Origin of the sequence: Bradyrhizobium sp. BR 10289 (genome assembly GCF_019455385.1) — a bacterium.
Lineage (GTDB): Bacteria > Pseudomonadota > Alphaproteobacteria > Rhizobiales > Xanthobacteraceae > Bradyrhizobium.
On sequence record NZ_JACOFR010000001.1, the window covers coordinates 31,033 to 51,000 of the forward strand.

Sequence of the window (19,968 nt, forward strand, 5' to 3'; positions counted from 1 at the left end):
GGCTTCTCGCCTTGATTCCGACGGACCTGGCTTTATGTCTGGGGAGAACAAGAATCCGGGCCCCTCTGGCGAGGACGCCGACGAATGTCGGCAAAACCTCGCGATGTCGGATGACCTGTCCCGCGCGAATGCGATGGATCGGCCGATCGTCGGGCCTTCTTGAGTTCCTTCCGACCTCATCGTCCCCATCGCAGCTCCGCGCGGCCATTTCGCAAGATTGAGGAGCGACGATGTCTGACGCCAAATACTCAAATCCCATCGAACTCGAGATCACCGAGCCGTCCAGCCTGAACGAGCAGGCCGCGGTGGCGCTGGTCATTGCCGGTGCGCTCGTCGCGGTCGCCGACCGCCGGGTGTCGCCCGTCGAGCGCGACGAGGTGATCCGCTTCATCAGGGATCGGGGACTAGCGCCGCACATCAGCGACGAGCGGCTGTCTGCGATGTTCGACGAGCTGGCGGAACGATTGGAGGAGCCGGACTTTGCCAATGTGGTGATCGACACGCTGCGGCCGGTTTCGAACATGTCGCTCTCGGCGCATCTGATGGAGCTGTCGGAACGCGTTGCCGCCGCGGACGAAGACGTGCATCCGCATGAGGTGCAGGCCATCAAGCTGCTGCGGCTGCTGACGCTGGTGTTGCCGCGCGCCAAGCAGGTCGGGCCGGGTGCGATGAGCACCGTTCCCAAGGAGTGAGCATGAGCGCGGCATCGGAGGAGCGGACGAGGAGGAGCGAGGGTGACACCGGCCGGATGGCCGGCGGTGACCCGCGCCTCGACAAGCTCGTCCATCGCCTGCCGCCGCGCATCGGCGACACCGTCACTTATCTGCTCAAGCCGTCCAGCCGCTGGGTGCGGATCCCCTCGGGCGCGCTCCTGATCGTCGGCGGCGTGTTCTCGTTCCTGCCGGTGCTTGGCATCTGGATGCTGCCGCTCGGCCTCGCGTTGCTCGCCGAGGACGTGCCCGCGCTGCGCGCCTCCCGTTCAAAGGTCTTCGACTGGATCGAACGCAAGAAGCCGCATTGGCTCGATCCGTCCACACCGAAACAAGATCAATCATGACCGAATTCATCACTGCCGAGGCACTGACCGCGCTGCTTCAGGTCGTCCTGATCGACCTCGTGCTGGCCGGCGACAATGCCGTCGTCATCGGCCTTGCCGCCGCCGGCCTTCCGGCCGAGCAGCGCCGCCGCGCCATCGTCGTCGGCATCGTGGCCGCGACCGCACTGCGCATCGTCTTTGCCGGCGTCGCGACGCAGCTGTTGCAGGTGATCGGCCTCCTGCTCGCCGGCGGGGTACTGCTGCTCTGGGTGTGCTGGAAGATGTGGCGCGAGCTGCGCGAGCAGGCGGCGCATGCGAGCCAGCCCGCGTTCAGCCATGGCGGCGGAAGCGCGACGTCGGCTCCGCGGAAAACCTTCGGCCAGGCCGCGGCGCAGATCGTCGCCGCCGACGTCTCGATGTCGCTGGACAACGTGCTCGCGGTCGCGGGCGCCGCGCGCGAGCATCCCTACATCCTGGCGTTCGGCCTGCTGCTGTCGGTCGCGCTGATGGGCGTTGCCGCCGACCTGCTCGGCCGCGTGCTCCAGAAGCAGCGCTGGATCGCTTATGTCGGACTTGCCATCATCATTTACGTCGCCTTCGAGATGATCTATCGCGGCTCGCTCGAGCTTGCGCCTGTCATCGCGAGTCTCTGAGACGACGAACCTTGCCTATACTCCGGAGTAATCCATGACGTCTGAACCCAAAGCACCTTCGGCGCACGCCGCGCCTCGGCCGCAGATCGGCCCGTTCGCCCAGCTGATCTTCGGCTCGCGCTGGCTGCAGGTGCCGCTCTATGTCGGCCTCATCATCGCGCAGGGCGTCTACGTGCTGCTGTTCCTGAAGGAGCTGTGGCACCTCGTCCTGCACTCCTTCGACGCCAGCGAGCAGCAGATCATGCTGGTGGTGCTCGGGCTGATCGACGTCGTCATGATCTCGAATCTCTTGGTGATGGTGATCGTCGGCGGTTACGAGACCTTCGTCTCGCGGCTGAACCTGGACGGCCATCCCGATGAGCCGGAATGGCTCAGTCACGTCAATGCCAGCGTGCTCAAGATCAAGCTGGCGATGGCGATCATCGGCATCTCCTCGATCTCGCTGCTCAGGACCTTCATCGAGGCCGGCAATCTCGGCACCACGCGCAGCAATTTCACTGAGAGCGGCGTGATGTGGCAGGTCGTGATCCATCTGACCTTCATCATCTCCGCGATCGGCATCGCCTGGGTCGACCGCCTCAGCGAGAGTGGACACCGCAATGCGAGCGGTCACCACTGACGTGGGTGATCAGAGACGCCGGCTTCGCGCCAGCGTCTCGGATGGTGCCTCGCCGAAAATCGTCCGGTAGCCCCGCGAAAAATCGCCGAGGTGCCAGAAGCCGTTGCCCAGCGCAGCGGCCTTGACGCTCAGGCCCGGCCGGCCGGTCATGAGCTGCATGCGGGTGGACCACAGCCGCTTGAGCCTGAGATAGTGATGCAGGCTGACGCCGTGCACCGCGTGCGTGGCGGTCTGGAGCGTGCGTACCGAGAGCCCAAGCGCACGGGCAAGGTCCTCGCTGTAAAGCGGCTTGCTCCCGAACAGCCCGATGACTTCGTCGAGCTGCGCCATCAGCTTGCGGTACTTGTCGAACGATCCGCGTCTTGTGGCGAGCCCGTCGGCTGCCACCAGAGTGTCGTCGAGGCAGGCGAGCAGCGTCTCCTGAATCGGCCGGTTGCGCACCTCGAACTCTCTGGGGTCGTCGAAATCGGAGGCCAGGGCGAACATGTTCATGATCGTGGCGCGCATCCGCGCCATCGTCGCATCGTGCGTGCGAAAGAAGCCGAGCCCGCTGGCGTAATCGGCCCAGCCGCGGTGGCGCATGTCCGAGTTGAAGCGAAGCATCAGATAGCTGTTCGTCTCCTGTGCGATGGAATCGATCGGAACCTTGCCGCGGACGACGCTCACCGTGGAGCTGTCGATCTCATGGCCGTTGGTGATCGAGCGGAACGAGAAGGGCACTGTGAGGCCGATGCCGCGGTCGGTACCGATCTCGACCTCGAGGCGACGAGGGAAGGCGCGCTGGAGCACGAACATGCCATCCTGCAGCGGCAGGATGGCGCGGGACAGCGATACTTCGCGCGGGTGAAGCGGCGTGCTGATGCCGAGGCCGAGGATATCGGTGGCGCGAAACTCGTCGAAGTTCGAAAAACGTTCGATGCGAAGGATGCGCGACGGTGTGAGCTGACTTACCGGCATTCGGATGTTGGGCGGCGTCAGGAGTGAGTGGGGGCTGAATGCGCGGAACCTATCAGATGGCCGCGCATCGGCCCTATTCCGGTAAACTACTGCCAGCTTTCATCACGAGACTTGCGGATAGGCCGCGTTCTCGCGCCGCTCGCGCTCGCCGAGCTCGCGCACCAGCTCCTGAAGGAAGGACTCGGTGTAGGCGGGGAGTGTCCGTTCGGCGCGCACATAGATACCGAGATCGGACCACACCGGGCTGCCGGCATTATCGAGCGGAAGGAACACGAGCTGGCTGTCGCGCGACAGGCGGCCGATGCCGAGCTGGGTCTGGAAGGCGACGCCGACGCCGCGCGCTGCGAGCTCGCGCATCAGGTCGATCGAGTTGGCCTGGATCGCCGGCTCCGGCGTCTCCGAAAGCTGCGCGATCAGCGGCTGGAGCAGATGATAGATCGACAGCTCCGGCAGTGCGTGGATGACGGGGAAGGCGAGGCACTGCGCCAGCGTCACCGTCTTGCGGCGCGCCAGCGGATGCTCGCGCGCCACGACTGCGCCGAGGCGAAACCGCTTCAACGCGACCTGGCGCAGATCCGGCGGATGCCGCAGCGCCATGGCGATGCCGATGTCGGCCTCGCCCCGGCTGAGGGCCTCCAGCACGTCGGATGATCCCTTCACTTCGGTAGTGAAGCTGACGCGCCGGGCCCGGCCGCGATGCGAGGCGATCAGCTCCGGCAGCACCGATTCCGTGAGCGACTCGATGCAGGCGATGCTGACGGTGCCGTGCCAGGTGCCGGAGAGGGAGGCGACGTCCGAGCGGAAGCGGTCGAGGTCCTGGAGCACATTCATGACATGCCGGGCCAGCATTTCGCCCACCGTCGTCAGCGTCAGGCCGCGCGCATTGCGCTCGAATAAAGGTGACCCAACCTCCTGCTCCAGCTTGAGAATTTGCCGGCTGACGGCCGAGGAGGCGACGTTCAGGACGCGCGCTGCGGCGCGGATCGAGCCAGTGCGGCGGACCGCATGGAAGTACTGGATGGCCGGTGAATGAAAGCGCATGGGACCCCCCCCCCCGGGGCCACTATAGCCGTTGCCGAAACGGCAGCAACATGTACGAAATTCTCTGCTTTTCGAGAGCGCTGCTCGTCCCTAGGTTCGGCGCCGGCTCGGCCGGGTCGTGATGGGACCGGCCGGGCCTCGCGCAACGAGGCGCCAGGGGGGCGGGGTGGACGAGAACATCGCTTGCGAGCTGGAGCAGGGGCCGGACACCCGTCTGGTCGATCGCCGGCGGGCCGCCGCCTATGTCGGCGTGACCGCGGGCCGCTTCGAGCAATTGGTGCGCGACAATGTCGTGCCGCCCCCGGTCATGGTGGACAACAAGCGGCGCTGGCCGGTCGCGTTGCTCGATGTCGCCAAGGAGGCGGTGGTCAGCAGCATGCCGTGCCTGCCACAGGTGATGGCCGACGCCGTGGCTGATGTCGTGGCTGAGGCGCGGCCCTGCGAGCGCGATCCGGCGCCTGTTACGCACGAGCTGCCCGACCAGGCTTGGTTCGAGCAACGCGCGCGGTTCGTGCAGCGTGTGCGGCGCTCGCTGCTCTCGGGCAACGAGATCCGTCTGCTGCGCGAGTTCAAGCTGCTCAAGCAGAACGAGCTCAGCATGTACGGCTATTACGGCAGCTTCGAAGCGCTGATGGTGCGCGGCTACATCGTCGAGACCAGCCGCAAGCCGCCGTCGAGCCGTCCGCTCGTGAGCTACCGCCTGACCGAGCGCGGCAAGCACGTGGTGTCCGCGTTGAAGGACGAGTAGGTGATCTGACTGGACGTTTGCGATCCGCCGCCGCGGCTCGAGAACGGAATTTCTGATCGACCGGGTCGATTGCACACCATTTGCCCGAACGCGCGATGTTGCTTCTCAACGCTTCCAGATTCTTGTGCACGGCGAGCGGCGTCGCGCTCGATCTTGCGGTCGAGCACCACGAGCCTCTCGCCGCATTCATCCGGCCGCATTATCGCGCCGAGTGCATTTCCAAGAAGGCTTTGACGCTGGAGACCTCGCCGGTATCGGACAGCGTGTAGCCGGGGAGGGCAGCGACCGCCGCCTGAAAGTCATGACTGCGGATGATGTCGAGGATGCGCTGCATCGGCTCCGTCTGGAGAAAGGTGCGCTTGCAGACGAAGAAATAATCCTCGGTGAGGAGGCGGATGAAATCGAGACCGAACTGGCGGGCGGCCGCTTCGACTCCGAAGGTGACATCGGCCATGCCGCTCGCGACATAGGCGGCGACCGCTGCATGGGTGAACTCGATCTGCTGCGCGCCGTTGATCTTGCTCTCGTCGATCCCGTGTGCCGCGAGCAGCCGGTCGAACAGAAGGCGCGTGCCGGAATCGTGATCGCGGTTGACGAAGCGTAGCTTCGGCCTGGCGAGATCGCGCAGCGAGGCGATCTTCAGCGGGTTGCCGCGCGCAACCATCAAGCCCATCTCGCGCGTGACGAAAGTGATGATGCGGTCCTCGCGCGGATCGAGCCATTCGCGGGCGGCGTTGATGCCTTGCGCACGCAGCTCGCCGCGCGGCAGATGCAGGCCGGACAGGTCGCACGCGCCTTGCGCCAGCGAGACCAGCGAATGCTGGTTGCTGACATAACGCAGATCGACACCGATGCCGGGCTCGCGGTCGAGGAACTCGCGCAGCTTTGCCACCGCAAAGCCGTGGCTCGCATGCATGCGGATCACCGCAGGCCGCTGCTCGAGGAACGGCTTGATCTCGCTCGCAAGCTCCTGCGCGAGGTTCTCGAGTTGCGGTCCGAGCCGCGCCTGCATGCGCTCGCCGGCCCACACCAAGCGCTCGCCGAACGGGGTGAGCTTGGAGCCCTTGCCGCGCTGGGTCTCGACCAGGGGCGTGCCGAAAAACTCCGACCATTGCTCGATCAGATTCCAGACGTGGCGATAGGAGAGATGCGCATCGCTGGCCGCGCTGGTGATCTTTCCGGTCTTCCGGATTTCGTTGAGGACGCCGAGCATGACCACGGCGGTGCGCGGGCTCCCCTCCTGGCGAAATCGCCAGACGGTCTCGATCTCGATCTGAAGCATTCGCTTTCCTTATGAAGTTCGCTTCATATGTGGGGCGCCCATTTGCACTCCATATCATATTTACTCCCGGCAACAGGGGCTTAGTCTGGTATACCAGATCAGGAGGAAATATGATGTCTGTTGCATATGACTTCGCGCACTCGCCGGCGGCCGAGTTCATGGCCCGGCCGCAGCATCTGCTCATCGACGGCCGCCGCGTCCCCGCAAGCTCCGGCCGCACCTTCAACTCCCTCAATCCCGCCTCCGGCCAGATCATCGCCACCATCTCCGAAGGCGGCGAGGTCGATGTCGAGCACGCCGTGGCAGCCGCGCGCCGCGCGTTCGAAGGCCCGTGGCGCACCATGCGCGCCTCCGAGCGCGGCCAGATCCTGCTGCGCTGGGCTGATTTGCTGAAGCAGCACGCCGACGAGATCGTCGAGCTCGAATCGATCGACGCCGGCAAGCCGATCGCGGCAACGCTGCGCCAGGATTTTCCGGCCGCCGTCGACACGCTGATCTATTACGCCGGCTGGGCCGACAAGATCATGGGCGAGGTCGTGCCCGTGCGCGACGATGCGCTGACCTACACCATGCGCGAGCCGGTCGGCGTGGTCGCGGCGATCGTGCCGTGGAATTTCCCGCTGATGATCGGCATGTGGAAGCTCGCACCGGCGCTCGCCTGCGGCTGCACCGTGGTGATGAAACCTGCCGAGCTGACCTCGCTGTCGGCGCTGCGCATCGCCGAGCTTGCGCTCGAAGCGGGCCTGCCGGCGGGCGTCTTCAACGTCGTCACCGGTCCCGGCCGTGTCGTCGGCGACGCGCTGGTCAATCACCCCGATGTCGACAAGGTCACCTTCACCGGCTCGCCCGCTGTGGGGCGCGGAATCATGAAGGGCGCCGCGGGCAACTTCAAACGCGTCTCGCTCGAGCTCGGCGGCAAATCGGCCAACGTCATCTTCGATGACGCCGATCTGGAAGCTGCCAGCAAGGCGGCCGGCTCCGGCATCTTCTTCAATGCCGGCCAGGTCTGCTCGGCCGGCTCCCGCGTGCTGGTGCAGGAAAAGGTCTATGACGAGGTCGTCGAGCGGATCGCGGCGCGCGCGAGGTCGCTCAGGATCGGCGATCCGCTCGATCGCAGGACGGCGCTCGGCCCCGTCATTTCCGAGAAGCAGATGAAGTCGATCCTCGACTATGTCGATATCGGCCAGAAGGAAGGCGCGAGGCTCGTCACCGGCGGCACGCGGGTGGGCGAGCGCGGCTATTTCATCAGCCCGACCGTGTTTGCCGATGTCGCGCACGAGATGCGGATCTCGCAGGAGGAGATCTTTGGCCCCGTCGTCAGCATCATCAGGTTCAAGGACGAAGCCGACGCGCTGCGCATCGCCAACGGCACGGCCTACAGCCTTGCCGCCGGCGTCTGGAGCCGCGACATCGGCAAGCTCCAGCGCTTCGCCAAACGGGCGCGGGCGGGCACGGTCTGGATGAACACCTATGGCTACACCGACGTGCGCCTGCCCTGGGGCGGCGAGCGCGACTCCGGCTTCGGCCGCGAGCACGGCACCGCCGCGCTCGAAAACTTCACCGAGCCCAAGGCGGTGTGGATGAATCTGGCCGTCTGATACCTCCCGAGCGGCCATTCCTGGGCCTGCCTGATCCGTCAGGCGGGCTCTCTTTTTCGCAATCGATAAAATTGTCTGCATTCCGCTCAGCGTCGGCAAACCCTGCGGACAAGAAGCATCCCGCCTTAAACCAGAGCTTTGGAACCAGCCTGCATGCTGCCCGCAAAAGGTGGGGCTATCGGCATGTCTATTCTCAAGGAGGTCATCGCGGCGGTCGCGGGAGTCTACGCGCTCCTGTTTGTCTGCGATGCATTGTTCGGCGTCGGCGACCAGCGCTTCGACGACAACTATTTCCGCGCCAGCTTTTACGCGCCGCGGCCGAAGGAATTCCGCTTTGCCGACGGGACCACGCCGGCCGCGCGGATCAGCGATGCTTTCGCGCAGTTCTCGGCCAGCGAAGCCAAGCCGACCAAACGCTATTCGTCGCTGACCACGTTCATCCGCTAGTGATGTAATCGCGCTCAGGCGGCCTGCTCGGTTCACCTCTCCCCACCGGGGAGAGGTCGGATTGCTATGGCGCGCAATTGCGCGCCTGAGCAATCCGGGTGAGGGGCCGCAACATCCGGTGAGACTTTAACCCCTCACCCGGATCGCATCTTGTGATGCGATCCGACCTCTCCCTACGGGAGAGGTGAACCGCGGCTCACTCGCCCTGGATCCATTCCGCAACCCCGCGCCAGAGCGTGTCGCGGTGCTCGGGGCGGAAGAAGCCGAAATGGCCGATGGCTTTGGCGCCGACGTCGGACGGCTTCACGCTCAGCACCTCCGGTTTGATCGCGGTGAAGCCTGAGGTGAGCAGCTCGACCGCGGGCCGTGTTGCCCAGGCATCGTCGGAGAAGCACAGCGCGCGCAGCTCGCCCTTGAACTTGGCAAAATTGTCCAGCGCCGGCAGCTTTGAATCGAACAGATAACGCGGGCTCGAGACCCAGTCGGCCCATTGCAGGAAGACGCCCCTGGGCAGATCCTCGCCGATGCCGGCCCAGCCCGGCGCGTAGCCGAGCGCGTGGACCAGCGGCACCCCAATGAGGTTCATGAAGGCATAGACGCGGTATTTCTCCGGCGAGGTCATCAGCCGCCAGGTGGCGGCCTGTGAAGCGACCAAGGCGGCGCGCGCGATCTCGGCGTTGTTTTCGATCAACCCGAGCGCCTGGCCGCCGAAGGAGTGGCCGACATAGGCGAGCGGCAGGGTGTTGTAACGCTCGCGCATCCAGCGCACTGCGGCGGTGACGTCCTGGGCGGCCCAGTCCGACATCGAGGCCTTGAAGCCGACCAGCGACTTCGGCCGATTGTAGCCGACCATCGCCGGCAGCCGGGAATCGCCGATGCCGCGATAATCATAGGTGAGGACCGCGCAGCCGCGATGGGCGAGGTAGGAAGCAAAGCCGCGATAGATCTTTCGCGGGACGGCGGTCGCCGAATTGATCAGCACGGCGTGGCGCTTGGGGCGCCGCGTGGCAGGAATAGCGTGCCGGCCAGCGCATACCCGTCGGTCGCCGGGAAGCTGATCTCGTCGATGAAAACGTCGTCGCGCGCCGCGTCCATGGGCGGAAGCTGTCCTGCCAGTTTTCCATCCGCCCCAGCAAATGCGAATTTGGCTTTCCCTGCAAGGGTTTGCAGTGCGAAATGGATTTACAACTGGCGATGTCGTGCCAGCCTGTGTATAAGGCGGCCCTCGCAACCCACAGATCAGGTTGTGTTTTTTTCTTCACGGAGAGATTGCGATGTCCAAGCGGTGGACGCCCGAGTCCTGGCGCAGCAAGCCGGTGCTACAGGTGCCCGAATATCCCGACGCCAAGGCCCTGGCCGACGTCGAGGCGCAGCTTGCGACCTTTCCGCCGCTGGTGTTCGCGGGCGAGGCGCGCAATCTGAAGAAAGCCTTGGGGCGCGTTGCGGCCGGCGAGGCCTTCCTGCTCCAGGGCGGCGACTGCGCCGAGAGCTTCGCCGAGCACGGCGCCAACAACATCCGCGACTTCTTCCGCGTGCTCCTGCAGATGGCGGTGGTGCTGACCTACGCTGGCGCGGTGCCGGTGGTGAAGGTCGGCCGCGTCGCCGGCCAGTTCGCAAAACCTCGCTCGTCGCCGACCGAGACGGTGAATGGCGTCGAACTGCCGAGCTATCGCGGCGACATCGTCAACGACATCGCCTTCACCAAGGAAGCGCGCGTGCCGGATCCGCAGCGCCAGCTGATGGCCTATCGCCAGTCGGCGGCGACGCTGAACCTGCTCCGCGCGTTCGCGACCGGCGGCTATGCCAACCTCGGGAGCGTGCATCAATGGATGCTCGGCTTCCTCAAGGATTCGCCGCAGTCCCGCCGCTACAAGGAATTGGCGGACCGCATCTCGGATGCGCTGAACTTCATGCGCGCTTGCGGCCTCGATCTCGAGGCCCATCCCGAGCTCCGCTCGACCGATTTCTACACCAGCCATGAGGCGCTGCTGCTCGGCTACGAGCAGGCCATGACCCGCGTCGATTCCACCACCGGCGACTGGTACGCGACCTCGGGCCACATGATCTGGATCGGTGATCGCACCCGCCAGCTCGATCACGGCCATGTCGAATATTTCCGCGGCATCAAGAACCCGATCGGCCTGAAATGCGGCCCCTCGCTGAAGCCTGACGAGCTCTTAAAGCTGATCGACGTGCTCAACCCCGACAACGAGCCGGGCCGGCTGACGCTGATCAACCGCTTCGGCTCCGACAAGATCGCCGATCATCTGCCGGGCCTCATCCGCGCCGTGAAGCGCGAGGGCAAGGTGGTGGTCTGGTCGTGCGATCCCATGCACGGCAACACCATCACCTCGACGTCAGGCTACAAGACGCGGCCGTTCGACCGCGTGCTGTCGGAGGTGAAGTCGTTCTTCACGATCCATGCGGCCGAAGGCACCCATGCCGGGGGCGTGCATCTGGAAATGACCGGCCAGGACGTCACCGAATGCATCGGCGGCGCCCGCGCGATCACCGACGAGGATCTCAACGACCGCTACCACACGGTCTGCGATCCCCGTCTCAACGCCGAGCAATCCATCGACATGGCTTTCCTGATCGCCGAGCTGCTCAAGCAGGAGCGCGCCGGCAAGGCCATGCCGATGCCGGCCGCCGCGGGGCTGTAAGACCTTGCTGCGGATCTGGAAGGCCACGATCAATTCTCGTAACGGTCTGGCCTTTGCGTTCCAATCGGAGCAGGCCGTCCGCGAGGAGATCTTCGCGCTTCTGCTGTCGGTGCCGCTGGCCTGGTTCATCGGCACGACGGCGATGCGGGCGGTCGAACTGGTCTGTTCGGTTGCGTTCGTGCTGACGGTCGAGCTGCTCAACACTGCGATCGAGAAGCTTGCGGACCGGCTGACCATGGATCACGACAAGCAGATCGGCCGGGTCAAGGACATGGGCTCGGCCGCGGTGGGTGTGGCGCTGCTGATGGCTGGTGCGTTCTGGATCATCGCCATCGTCGAGCGATTGGGATTCCTCTAGCCCGAGGACGGCGGCCATGACCGAACGTCTCAACACATTCGCGGTCACGCTCGCCCAGCTCAATCCGACCATGGGCGACATTGAGGGCAATGCCGCCAAGGCGCGTGCTGCGCGCGCGCAGGCCAAGTCCGACGGCGCCGATCTCGTGCTGTTTCCGGAATTGTTCATCGCCGGCTATCCGCCGGAGGATCTGGTGCAGAAGCCGGCTTTCCAGGCCGCCTGCCGCGCTGCGATCGAAAGCCTCGCGCGCGAGACCGCTGATGGCGGCCCGGCCATGCTGGTCGGCACGCCCTGGGTCGAGGAGGGCAGGCTCTATAATGCCTGCGCGCTGCTCGATGGCGGCCGCATAGCCGGGCTGCGCTTCAAATGCAATCTGCCGAACTACGGCGTGTTCGAGGAGAAGCGGCTGTTTTCGCGCGGGCCTGCCGCCGGCCCGGTGACCGTGCGCGGCGTGCGCATCGGCGTGCCGATCTGCGAGGACATCTGGCTGGAAGAGTCCGAGGACTATGAGAACGTGGTCGAGACGCTGGCCGAGACCGGTGCCGAGATCATCCTGGTGCCGAACGGCTCGCCCTATGCCCGCGACAAGAATGACGTGCGCCTGTCGGTGGCGGTCGCGCGCGTGACGGAAAGCGGCCTGCCGCTGGTCTATCTCAATCAAGTCTGCGGTCAGGACGAACTGGTGTTCGACGGCGCCTCCTTCGTGCTCAACGGCGACCTCTCGCTCGCGGCGCAATTGCCGGCGTTCGAGGAAAGTGTCACGACGCTTCGCTTCACGCGTAACGGCGACGATTGGCGCTGCGCGGGGCCGATCGCCGCGTTGCCCGAGGGCGACAGGGCCGACTACGCCGCCTGCGTGCTGGGCCTGCGCGACTATGTCGCCAAGAACGGCTTTCCCGGCGTGCTGCTCGGCATCTCCGGCGGCATCGATTCTGCGCTGTGCGCAGCGATCGCCGTTGATGCACTCGGCGCCGATCAGGTGCACGGCGTGATGCTGCCTTATCGCTACACGGCCGCACACTCGATCGCGGATGCCGGCGAACTCGCCGGCCATCTCGGCATCCGCTACGAGGTGCTGCCGATCGCGGAAGCCGTGACCGGTTTCGAGACGATCCTCGAAGGCATCTTCAAGAACCTGCCGCCAGATATCACCGAAGAGAACCTTCAGGCCCGCACCCGCGGCACGCTGCTGATGGCGATCTCCAACAAGACCGGCCTGATGGTGGTGACGACGGGCAACAAGTCGGAAATGTCGGTCGGCTACGCCACGCTCTATGGCGACATGAATGGCGGCTTCAACCCGATCAAGGACATCTACAAGACGCAGGTGTTCCGGCTGGCAGGCCTGCGCAACAGCTGGAAGCCGGATGGCGCGCTCGGGCCGGCGGGTGAGGTGATTCCGCCTGATATCATCACGCGCCCGCCGACGGCGGAATTGCGCGAGAACCAGACCGATCAGGATTCGCTGCCGCCTTACGAGGTGCTCGATGCCATCCTCGTGCGTCTGATCGAACGCGAGGAGCCGCTCGACCAGATCATCGCCGCCGGCTTCGACCGCGAGATCGTCACCCGCATCGATCACCTCCTCAACGTCGCCGAATACAAGCGCCGCCAAGCCGCGCCCGGCGTGAAGGTGACGGCGAGGAATTTCGGCCGTGACCGCCGCTATCCCATTACCAACCGCTTTCGCGATCGGGGCGAGAAGCTGCCCGCGCCGGACGAGACGCTGGTCTCGCGCGGCAGCCGGGCGTCGATCGACGCGTTCGAGGGGTAGGGCAAGCCGCAGAACCCCATTGGACAGGCGCCGTCGCGAGGCAACGCGCTGTCATCATCCGCGAAGGCGGATGATCCAGTACTCCGCGGCGGTCGTGGTCGAAAACCAATTGCTGCCGCGGAGTACTGGATGCCCCGCTTTCGCGGGGCATGACAGTTGACGGTGGGGAGGCGCTGTTGCCGCCTTACTTCTGCTGCTGCGGCAGGAAGGTCGGGCCGACCGAGCGGATCGGTTTGTTCTCTGACGAGGTCGTAGGGGCTGTATCCGCAGGCGCCGCAGCTGGTGCAGTCGCCGTCGTCGGCGCCGGCGCTGCACCTTTCTTCGCCGTCGTCGCAGGCGCGCCCTTGCTCAGGCGCTGCTGCTGCATCTTCTTGGCGCTTTCTTCGGTGACGATGATGTCGCCCTGCTGCTCGGCAGCGGCCTTGTCGTCGGCCGATTTCAGGGCATCCGCCCAGGTCTGGCCCGCGGCCTTGCAGGAGCAGGACGGGTTGAACTCGCTGCGGAATTTGAACGCGGTCGGCAGCGCGGTGTAGGGCTGGCCGCCGATCGAGACCGCCGAGTTCATGTCCTCGCCGGGATTGCGGTGGGTGTAGAGCACGGCTTCGGCGGCCGGGCACAGCGCCTTGCAGGTCTTCTCGTCGTCGGCAAAGCGCGCCGGCACGGTGGCGAACGAGATCGGGAAATAGGCGCCGTCGCAGGTGCGCACGCACACGGTGCGATAGGTGCCGGATTGCGGCCCGAGATCGGAGGGCGGCGCGCCTTGCTGCGGATTGTTCGGGTTGTTCGGATTGTTGCCGCCGAACAGATTGGTCAGGAAATTGCCGCCGCCTTGCGACTGCGCGGCATTGGCATATTGCGGGCCGCAATTGTTCTGCGCCAGCGCGGCCAGCACCGAGCGGCGCTGGTTGTCGCGCTCCGGGCTGAAGCCGCCGGGGCCGCCGCCGCGCAGGCGTTCGAGATTGCCAGTGATCTGGTCCAGATTGGCGCGCATCTGCTGGATCTGGGTGTTGACCGGACCGCACTGCGCCTGCTGGCCGTTGAACAGCGAGAAGAAGCCGGAGGAATCGCAGCCCATGCGCTTGGCTTGCATGGTGACGCGGTCGAGTTCGGCCTGCTGTTTGGCTTGCGAATCCTGATAGCGGCGAATCTGGTCCTCGCGCGCGGGGTCACCACCGCCGCCGCCGCGATCGAGCGCGGCGAGCTGGCCTTCCAGCCGCGAGCACATCGGATTGGGGCCAAGTCCGTTCTGGCCGGGCTGAGGCGGCGGGCCGGGCGGGCCGGCCTGGGCGAAAGCGCCATTGGCGAGCACGACGGTGCTCAGAAGCACGGTGCAGGCAAGGATCGAGCGGGCACGGGAGAGCGACAAAAATTCAGGCATATCCGCCATTCTAGCGAGGTCACGGCCCGGCGTGACTTTCCAACTGACTTGGGGGCCGAAGCGCGCCCTCCCATAGCCGCTTCCTGCGGCATCGTCACGTCGTTTCAGGGGCCGAAACTGATCCTAAGGTCAGCCAGCTCCGAAGGAATTCAGCGCTGGCAGGTGATTGCGACATATTCGTCGCAATGGCCATGGGAGCAGTTTGCGCCGGTTTTGGGGACAGAGCCGGTAATTTCGTCGGGATCGACCCGGCGATAGGCTGATGCTTGGGCAAAATCCCGTGACTGGCAGTAGGTCCGTGCGACCTGTGCGCCGCATTTATCGCCCTTGGCCAGGCACTGGTCGGCGCCATGGCCATCCGCCTGGTTGGCGATGATGAAGACGCGAGTCTCGGCGAATGCGCTGGATGTCACAAGGATGGAGGCGCAGGAAATGAGCGCGAGCAGGGATCGCATGAAATCACCGGGGGGCAAATAAAGGAAACCGCCAGTTCCAGAATGGCCTCAAAAGGTTAAGGATAATGGAACCGTTACGGCGGCGGTCGCGCTTTGCGGATGGAAGGCGGCATTTTCGCGGCTCCCTTGACGGAAGGCGGCCTCATAGCTCATATGTTCCCGCATGAACGGTCTCCTCGCCATTTGCATCATTTGCGAGATTACGAGCTAGCGATTCGCTGGCTGGAGCCGTCTTTTCTCAAACACACATTGAGAGCACTGGACGCCCGGCCAACAGCCGACGGGTGTCCCTATGGAATTGCGCCTCTACGATACGCTGACGAAAGAAAAGCGTCCCTTCGTGCCGCTCGATGCGGATAACGTCCGCATGTATGTCTGCGGACCGACCGTCTATGACTACGCCCATATCGGCAACGCCCGGCCGGTGATCGTGTTCGACGTGCTGTTTCGGCTGCTGCGCCATCTCTATGGCGAGGCACACGTCAAATATGTCCGCAACATCACCGACGTCGACGACAAGATCAACGACCGCGCCGCGCGTGACTTTCCCGGCCTGCCGCTGAACGAGGCGATCCGGAAAGTGACCGAGCAGACCGGCGAGCAATTCCACGCCGACGTCGATGCACTCGGGTGCTTGCGGCCGAGCGTCGAGCCGCGCGCGACCGAGCATATCGGCGAGATGCGCGAGATCATCGAGAAGCTGGTCAAGGGCGGCTTTGCCTATGCCGCCGAGGATCACGTGCTGTTCTCGCCGCAGGCGATGAACGCAGCGAATAAGGGCCTGCCGCGCTACGGCGCGCTGTCCAATCGCTCGCTGGACGAGATGATCGCCGGCGCGCGCGTCGATGTCGCGCCCTATAAGAAGGACTCGACCGACTTCGTGCTGTGGAAGCCGTCCAAGCCCGGCGAGCCGTCCTGGCCATCGCCCGCCGGTATTGCGGCCGAGGGGCGTCCGGGCTGGCATATCGAGTGCTCGGCCATGGCCTGGAAGCATCTTGGTGAGTATTTCGACATCCATGGCGGCGGTATCGATCTCGTGTTTCCGCACCACGAGAACGAGGTCGCGCAGACCTGCTGCGCCTTCCACCGGGAGCGCATGGCGAACTACTGGATGCACAACGGCTTTCTTCAGGTCGAGAGTGAGAAGATGTCGAAATCGCTCGGCAACTTCATCACCATCCACGAGCTGCTCAAGGACTGGCCTGGCGAGGTGCTGCGCCTGAACATGCTGAAGACGCATTACCGTTCGCCGATCGACTGGACCATGAAGTCGCTGGAGGAGAGCGCCAAGACCCTCGACGACTGGTATCGGGTCGCGGCGGACGTTGAGCCGGGCAAGCCGGCGGCGTCCGTGGTCGAGCCGCTGCTCGACGACCTCAACACGTCGCTGGCGATCGCTGCGCTGCATAGTCTCCGCCACAGCGACGTGAACGCGCTGGCCGGGTCGCTGCGTCTGCTCGGCTTCCTGTCCGAGAGCGCCGCGCAATGGCAAGGCCGCAAGCAGAAGGCGAGCGGGGTCGACGCGAGCGAGGTCGATCGCCTGATCGCGGAGCGAACGGCCGCACGCGCGCGCAAGGACTTCAGGGAGTCCGATCGGATCCGTGACGAGCTCGCGGCCAAGGGCGTCGTGATCAAGGACGGCAAGGATTCTGACGGCAAGCCGGTGACCACATGGGAGCTCGCGTGATGGCACAGGCGCACCCCAAGCCCGGCTTGCGGCCGTTCCTGCCGGATGACGTGCCGATGCTCGCGGCGATCTTCACCGCCAGCATCGAGGAGCTGACCGGCGACGACTATAGCGAGGCGCAGCAGCAGGCCTGGATGGAAGCCGCCGAGAGCGAAGAGTTCGGCAAGCACCTCGCGTCTGACCTGACGCTGATCGCGACGCTGGAAGGCTCGCCCGTCGGCTTCGCCTCGCTGCGCGGGGCCGATCACATCCGCATGCTCTATGTGCATCCGGCCGTCAGCGGGCAGGGCATCGCGACCATGCTGGTCGACGCGCTGGAGAAGCTGGCCGGCAGCCGCGGCGCTGCGGCGCTCACCGTCGATGCCAGCGACACCGCGCAAAACTTCTTCGCCAAACGCGGCTACACCGCCCAGCAGCGCAACAGCGTCACCATGAATGACGAGTGGCTCGCCAACACCACCATGAAGAAGACGCTTGGAGCCGCGCCATGAGCAAAGAGCGCCTCTATCTGTTCGACACCACGCTGCGCGACGGTGCGCAGACCAACGGCGTCGATTTCACGCTCGAGGACAAGCAGGCGATCGCGGCGATGCTGGATGATCTCGGCATCGACTATGTCGAGGGCGGCTATCCCGGCGCCAATCCGACCGATACCGAATTCTTCGGCACCAAGCCGAAGTTGAAGCACGCGCGCTTCACGGCGTTCGGCATGACCCGCCGGGCCGGGCGTTCGGTCTCCAACGATCCCGGCGTCGCCGGGCTGCTCGAAGCCAAGGCGGATGCGATCTGTTTCGTGGCGAAGTCGTCGGCCTATCAGGTGCGCGTCGCGCTGGAGACGACCAAGGAGGAAAACCTGGCGTCGATCCGCGACAGCGTCGCAGCCGCAAAGGCCGCCGGCCGCGAAGTCATGCTCGATTGCGAGCACTTCTTCGACGGCTACAAGGAAGACGCCGCCTTCGCGCTCGCCTGCGCCAAGGCCGCCTATGATGCCGGCGCGCGCTGGGTGGTGCTCTGCGACACCAACGGCGGCACCATGCCGAATGAGATCGCGGCCATTGTCACCGAGGTGACGAAGCACATCCCCGGCGATCACGTCGGCATCCACGCCCATAACGACACCGAGCAGGCGGTGGCGAATTCGCTGGCCGCGGTGCGCGCCGGCGCGCGGCAGATCCAGGGTACGCTGAACGGCCTCGGCGAGCGCTGCGGCAACGCCAATCTCTGCTCGCTGATCCCGACGCTGAAATTGAAGAAGGAGTTTTCGGATGCCTTCGAGATCTCGGTGACGCCGGAGAAGCTGGCGACTCTCGTCAAGGTGTCGCGCACGCTCGATGACATGCTCAACCGCGTGCCGAACCGACATGCTCCTTACGTCGGCGAGAGCGCCTTCGTCACCAAGACCGGCATCCATGCTTCCGCCGTGCTGAAGGATCCGCAGACCTACGAGCACATCTTGCCGGAGCTGGTCGGCAACCACCGCAAGGTGCTGGTCTCCGACCAGGCCGGCCGTTCCAATGTCATCGCCGAGCTCGACCGCGCCGGCATCGCGTACGAGAAGAGCGATCCGAAGCTGACGCGCCTCGTCGAGGAATTGAAGGAGCGCGAGGCGCAAGGCTACGCCTATGAATCCGCCAACGCCTCGTTCGAGCTCTTGGCGCGCCGCACGCTCGGCAAGGTGCCGCATTATTTCGAGGTCGAGCAGTTCGACGTCAATGTCGAGCAGCGCTACAATTCGCACGGCGAGCGCGTCACCGTGGCGCTGGCGGTGGTGAAGGTCGACGTCGCCGGCGAGCACCTGATCTCGGCGGCCGAAGGCAACGGCCCCGTCAACGCGCTCGACGTCGCCTTGCGCAAGGACCTCGGCAAATATCAAAAGTATATCGAGGGCCTCAAGCTGATCGATTATCGCGTCCGTATCCTCAACGGCGGCACCGGCGCGGTCACGCGCGTGCTGATCGAGAGCGAGGACGAGAACGGTGACCGCTGGACCACGGTCGGCGTGTCCCCGAACATCATCGACGCCTCGTTCCAGGCGCTGATGGATTCGGTGATCTACAAGCTGGTGAAATCGGGCGCGCCGGCGTAGGCGAGCTCCTCGCAGTGACGAGGAGAGAGGGGAGCGCGACCAATGATCGACCACATCTCCGTCGGCGTCAGCGATCTCGAGCGATCGGCAAAGTTCTACGAGGCCACGCTCGCCGCCCTCGGCCTCATGCGCCTCGTCACGCGGCCGGGGACGGTCGGCTTCGGCAAGGCCTATCCGGAATTCTGGATCAACTTGCGCGAAGGCATGCCGCGCGTTGCGCCGGAAAGCGGCGTGCATATCTGCCTGCGGGCGAAATCGACGGGCGAGGTCGACGCGTTTCACGCAGCAGCACTTGCCAGCGGCGGCGCGTCCGACGGCGCGCCGGGCCTGCGCCCGCACGACCGCGTGCGCTATTACGCAGCCTTCGTGATGGACCCCGACGGCAACCGGATCGAGGCGGTGACGTTTCCGGCGGAATAATCAGAGCTTGCGCGCGACGTCCGGCGCCATCTGCTTTTCCGCCTCGGCGATCTGCGCCGCGGCCGACTTCAGCTTCGGCAAAATATCCTCGACGCGATCGGCCTTGAGGATGTCGACCGAGAGGCCGGCGCGGATGAACTCGGTCTGGCGCATATGCGACAGCAGCGAGAACAGCGGCTCCCAGAAATCGTCGATATTGGCCAGCAGCACCGGCTTGGCGTGGCGGCCGAGCTGCTTCCAGGTCAGCTGCTCGACCAGCTCCTCCAGCGTGCCGACGCCGCCCGGCAGCGCCACGAAGGCATCCGAGCGCTCGAACATCAGCCGCTTGCGCTCGTGCATGTCGGGGGTGACGATCATCTCCTGCACGCGGGTCAGCGCGTTCTCGCGCTTGCGCAGGAATTCGGGAATGATGCCGGTGACGCTGCCGCCGTGATCGAGCACGGAGGTCGCGACCGAGCCCATCAGGCCGAGCGAGCCGCCGCCATAGACGAGGCGGATGTTGTTCTCGGCAAGCGCCTTGCCGAATGCCTTGGCGCCTTCGGTGAAGCGGGGGTTGGTTCCGGGGCCGGAGCCGCAATAGACACAGACGGTTTTAATGGTGCTCATTGGTGTCATGATGCATTGCAGCGAAGAGGCGTCAAGCCCTTCAGGTGATTCGGATGACCCGGAAATCTACCGGTAAATGGCGATAAACAATCGAAGATTCGCCATCTGGCGGGGTGCGCAGGCATCGGGAAGCCTCTATATGGAAGACGAAAATCGTTAA

The 19,968-nt window shown here is 65.0% G+C and carries 20 protein-coding genes and 1 pseudogene; 14 read left to right on the forward strand and 7 right to left on the reverse strand.

The window, feature by feature from the left end:
• The first annotated feature begins 230 nt into the window (after positions 1-230).
• The 4 genes from HYH08_RS00155 to HYH08_RS00170 are packed head-to-tail and all read left to right on the forward strand — an operon-like array spanning position 231 to position 2,308.
• Positions 231-692: a tellurite resistance TerB family protein gene (locus HYH08_RS00155; RefSeq protein WP_220007720.1), complete on the forward strand. Its 462-nt coding sequence runs from the start codon at positions 231-233 to the stop codon at positions 690-692.
• A 2-nt stretch (positions 693-694) separates the two neighbouring features.
• A complete protein-coding gene (locus HYH08_RS00160; RefSeq protein ID WP_220007721.1) occupies positions 695-1,057 on the forward strand; it encodes a hypothetical protein in 363 nt (120 codons plus the stop codon).
• Complete coding sequence (locus HYH08_RS00165) at positions 1,054-1,689, forward strand: TerC family protein (protein WP_220007722.1); 636 nt, start codon at positions 1,054-1,056, stop codon at positions 1,687-1,689. The genes HYH08_RS00160 and HYH08_RS00165 overlap by 4 nt, the downstream gene beginning before the upstream one ends.
• A gap of 34 nt (positions 1,690-1,723) precedes the next feature.
• A complete protein-coding gene (locus HYH08_RS00170) occupies positions 1,724-2,308 on the forward strand; it encodes a TIGR00645 family protein (protein WP_220007723.1) in 585 nt (194 codons plus the stop codon).
• 9 nt (positions 2,309-2,317) lie between these two features.
• Here HYH08_RS00170 and HYH08_RS00175 read toward each other — a convergent pair whose 3' ends face one another.
• Complete coding sequence (locus HYH08_RS00175; protein WP_220007724.1) at positions 2,318-3,265, reverse strand: helix-turn-helix domain-containing protein; 948 nt, start codon at positions 3,263-3,265, stop codon at positions 2,318-2,320.
• A 102-nt stretch (positions 3,266-3,367) separates the two neighbouring features.
• On the reverse strand, positions 3,368-4,306 hold the full coding sequence (locus HYH08_RS00180) for a LysR family transcriptional regulator (RefSeq protein WP_220007725.1): 939 nt from the start codon (positions 4,304-4,306) through the stop codon (positions 3,368-3,370).
• Between the two features lie 166 nt (positions 4,307-4,472).
• On the opposite strand from HYH08_RS00180, the gene HYH08_RS00185 reads away from it, so the two are divergent.
• Positions 4,473-5,054, forward strand: coding sequence for a hypothetical protein (locus tag HYH08_RS00185; RefSeq protein WP_220007726.1), 582 nt, complete (start codon positions 4,473-4,475; stop codon positions 5,052-5,054).
• A gap of 199 nt (positions 5,055-5,253) precedes the next feature.
• Here HYH08_RS00185 and HYH08_RS00190 read toward each other — a convergent pair whose 3' ends face one another.
• The gene (locus tag HYH08_RS00190; RefSeq protein WP_220007727.1) at positions 5,254-6,336 is read right to left on the reverse strand and encodes a substrate-binding domain-containing protein; all 1,083 of its coding nucleotides are present in this window, start codon (positions 6,334-6,336) and stop codon (positions 5,254-5,256) included.
• 113 nt (positions 6,337-6,449) lie between these two features.
• Here HYH08_RS00190 and HYH08_RS00195 point away from each other — a divergent pair, with 113 nt between their 5' ends.
• Together HYH08_RS00195 and HYH08_RS00200 are read left to right on the forward strand one after the other, a co-directional pair.
• Positions 6,450-7,934, forward strand: a complete 1,485-nt coding sequence (locus HYH08_RS00195; protein WP_220008323.1) for an aldehyde dehydrogenase family protein — start codon at positions 6,450-6,452, stop codon at positions 7,932-7,934.
• Positions 7,935-8,117: 183 nt separating this feature from the next.
• Positions 8,118-8,381: a hypothetical protein gene (locus tag HYH08_RS00200; protein ID WP_220007728.1), complete on the forward strand. Its 264-nt coding sequence runs from the start codon at positions 8,118-8,120 to the stop codon at positions 8,379-8,381.
• Between the two features lie 196 nt (positions 8,382-8,577).
• Here the strand turns inward: HYH08_RS00200 and HYH08_RS00205 are convergent.
• Positions 8,578-9,476 (reverse strand): annotated as a pseudogene (locus HYH08_RS00205) (alpha/beta hydrolase family protein).
• Positions 9,477-9,655: 179 nt separating this feature from the next.
• Here HYH08_RS00205 and HYH08_RS00210 point away from each other — a divergent pair.
• Genes HYH08_RS00210 through HYH08_RS00220 form a run of 3 tightly spaced genes read left to right on the forward strand, consistent with a single transcriptional unit; the run spans position 9,656 to position 13,176 of the window.
• Complete coding sequence (locus tag HYH08_RS00210; protein ID WP_220007729.1) at positions 9,656-11,044, forward strand: class II 3-deoxy-7-phosphoheptulonate synthase; 1,389 nt, start codon at positions 9,656-9,658, stop codon at positions 11,042-11,044.
• A gap of 4 nt (positions 11,045-11,048) precedes the next feature.
• Positions 11,049-11,402, forward strand: a complete 354-nt coding sequence (locus HYH08_RS00215) for a diacylglycerol kinase (protein WP_220007730.1) — start codon at positions 11,049-11,051, stop codon at positions 11,400-11,402.
• A 16-nt stretch (positions 11,403-11,418) separates the two neighbouring features.
• Positions 11,419-13,176, forward strand: a complete 1,758-nt coding sequence (locus HYH08_RS00220) for an NAD+ synthase (protein WP_220007731.1) — start codon at positions 11,419-11,421, stop codon at positions 13,174-13,176.
• 184 nt (positions 13,177-13,360) lie between these two features.
• Here HYH08_RS00220 and HYH08_RS00225 read toward each other — a convergent pair whose 3' ends face one another.
• Both HYH08_RS00225 and HYH08_RS00230 read right to left on the reverse strand, forming a co-directional pair.
• The gene (locus tag HYH08_RS00225) at positions 13,361-14,563 is read right to left on the reverse strand and encodes a DUF2865 domain-containing protein (protein ID WP_220007732.1); all 1,203 of its coding nucleotides are present in this window, start codon (positions 14,561-14,563) and stop codon (positions 13,361-13,363) included.
• A gap of 140 nt (positions 14,564-14,703) precedes the next feature.
• Positions 14,704-15,009, reverse strand: a complete 306-nt coding sequence (locus tag HYH08_RS00230) for a hypothetical protein (RefSeq protein WP_220007733.1) — start codon at positions 15,007-15,009, stop codon at positions 14,704-14,706.
• A 292-nt stretch (positions 15,010-15,301) separates the two neighbouring features.
• On the opposite strand from HYH08_RS00230, the gene cysS reads away from it, so the two are divergent.
• The 4 genes from cysS to HYH08_RS00250 are packed head-to-tail and all read left to right on the forward strand — an operon-like array spanning position 15,302 to position 19,202.
• Positions 15,302-16,696, forward strand: a complete 1,395-nt coding sequence (gene cysS, locus HYH08_RS00235; protein ID WP_220007734.1) for a cysteine--tRNA ligase — start codon at positions 15,302-15,304, stop codon at positions 16,694-16,696.
• Positions 16,696-17,187 carry a GNAT family N-acetyltransferase gene (locus tag HYH08_RS00240; protein ID WP_220007735.1) on the forward strand — a complete coding sequence of 164 codons (492 nt, stop codon included), beginning with the start codon at positions 16,696-16,698 and terminating at the stop codon, positions 17,185-17,187. Before cysS ends, HYH08_RS00240 begins: the two co-directional genes overlap by 1 nt.
• Positions 17,184-18,782, forward strand: coding sequence for a citramalate synthase (gene cimA / locus HYH08_RS00245; protein WP_220007736.1), 1,599 nt, complete (start codon positions 17,184-17,186; stop codon positions 18,780-18,782). Before HYH08_RS00240 ends, cimA begins: the two co-directional genes overlap by 4 nt.
• A gap of 42 nt (positions 18,783-18,824) precedes the next feature.
• On the forward strand, positions 18,825-19,202 hold the full coding sequence (locus tag HYH08_RS00250) for a VOC family protein (RefSeq protein WP_220007737.1): 378 nt from the start codon (positions 18,825-18,827) through the stop codon (positions 19,200-19,202).
• On the opposite strand, the gene HYH08_RS00255 is transcribed toward HYH08_RS00250, so the two are convergent.
• Positions 19,203-19,808 (reverse strand): LOG family protein, encoded by a 606-nt coding sequence (locus HYH08_RS00255; protein WP_188096982.1) that lies wholly within the window; start codon positions 19,806-19,808, stop codon positions 19,203-19,205.
• Between the last annotated feature and the right edge of the window lie 160 nt (positions 19,809-19,968).